Annotated in this window: 2 protein-coding genes; one reads left to right on the forward strand and one right to left on the reverse strand. The window is 67.9% G+C overall.

Translation table 11 applies throughout. The annotated features are described in order from the left end of the window. On the reverse strand, positions 1–733 hold a 733-nt coding region (locus tag KBX53_RS33170; RefSeq protein WP_210863805.1), incomplete at its 3' end, for a cellulase family glycosylhydrolase. A 373-nt stretch (positions 734–1,106) separates the two neighbouring features. On the opposite strand from KBX53_RS33170, the gene KBX53_RS33175 reads away from it, so the two are divergent. Beyond that, positions 1,107–1,318: LLM class flavin-dependent oxidoreductase (locus KBX53_RS33175; protein ID WP_210863807.1), on the forward strand; the 212-nt coding region annotated here is incomplete at its 3' end.

The raw sequence follows: 1,318 nt of genomic DNA on the forward strand, positions 1-1,318 counted from the left end.
GTCCCGCGCTGCGGAACCGGCCCAGGTAATCGCTGATCTCCGCGGCGGTGTCGAACACGCCGTACATGTGGATCGAGAAGACCGTGTTGCGGGCCGGGTCGGCGGCGAAGACCGACGCGGCGTTGTCGCGCATGGTGAACGACCAGTCCTGGCCCCAGTTCGGCGCGTCCACCATGATCGTGTGGTTCAGTCCGCCGGCCCGCAGGCGCTTGATCGCATTGGCGTTGTCGGTGGCCCAGGAGGCGTAGTTCTGGTTGCCGTACGGCTCGTTGCCGATGTTGACGATGACGTACTTTTCCTGACCGGAGAGGACATCGGCGAGACTGAGCCAGTAGTCGACGGCGCGGGCCAGGGTGATCGCGCCGCTCTGCTCGCCGTACCCGGTGGTGTCGTGCACCTCCAGCACACAGATCAGCCGGTTGGCCTTGCAGAGTGAGATGACGTTGGCGACGTCGGCGTTGGTGTTGCGGGTCCAGCGGTCGCCGCTGGAGAGCACCACCCGTACGGTGTTCGCGCCGAGCGCCTTGACGTCGGCGAACGAGCTGGTCTGCTGCGGGTACCAGGTGTGCGCGTGGTTGACGCCGCGCATGATGAATTCGGTGCCGTTGGCGTCGTACAACTTGCCGCCAGCGACGGAGAAACCGGCCGCGGCGTGCGCCGGCTGGCCGAACGCCAGCACGGTGACGAGCAACGCGAGCAGTGTCGCGCCGGCGGCGGAGAGTCGAGTCTTCATGGCCTTCCTCAGGGAGGAACCCCCGGTGCCCGACAGGGGTGGGACGTGACAGGGAAGGCGGCTGCAGCCCGGCAGCCGCGCCCGGCTCCCGGCGCAGGCATCAGCGTAGGGCGATGGGATGGTCATCGCAACCGGTTCAGTTGGCGGATCCGATGCCCGGACAGCCGCAACGGCCCACGCGGACGCAGGCCGTCACGGGGCGGTCATCCCCACCACAGGATGTGCGCCACACCCGGCTCTTAACCGGTTAAGAGCGACGGTAGGCAGGTGACTGCGATCCGTCAAGGACGGGTCAGTCGAACCGGACGAGAGGGTTGACCGGCGCGCACCGGGGTATCCCGGGAACGATCCGTCGGTGAGAGGGGATACCAGGATGGTCAGCGTCGGCTACACCCTGATGAGCGAGCAGGCCGGGCCCAAGCAGCTGGTGGACCACGCGGTGCGGGCGGAAGCGGCCGGTTTCGACCAACTGGTGGTCTCCGACCACTACTACCCCTGGCTGGACTCCCAGGGCCACTCCCCGTACGCCTGGTCGGTGCTCGGCGCGGTCGCCCACGCCACCTCCCGCGCGCAGCTGATGTCGTT

Source organism: Micromonospora sp. M51 (genome assembly GCF_018070305.1).
Taxonomy (GTDB): Bacteria; Actinomycetota; Actinomycetes; order Mycobacteriales; family Micromonosporaceae; genus Micromonospora; species Micromonospora parva.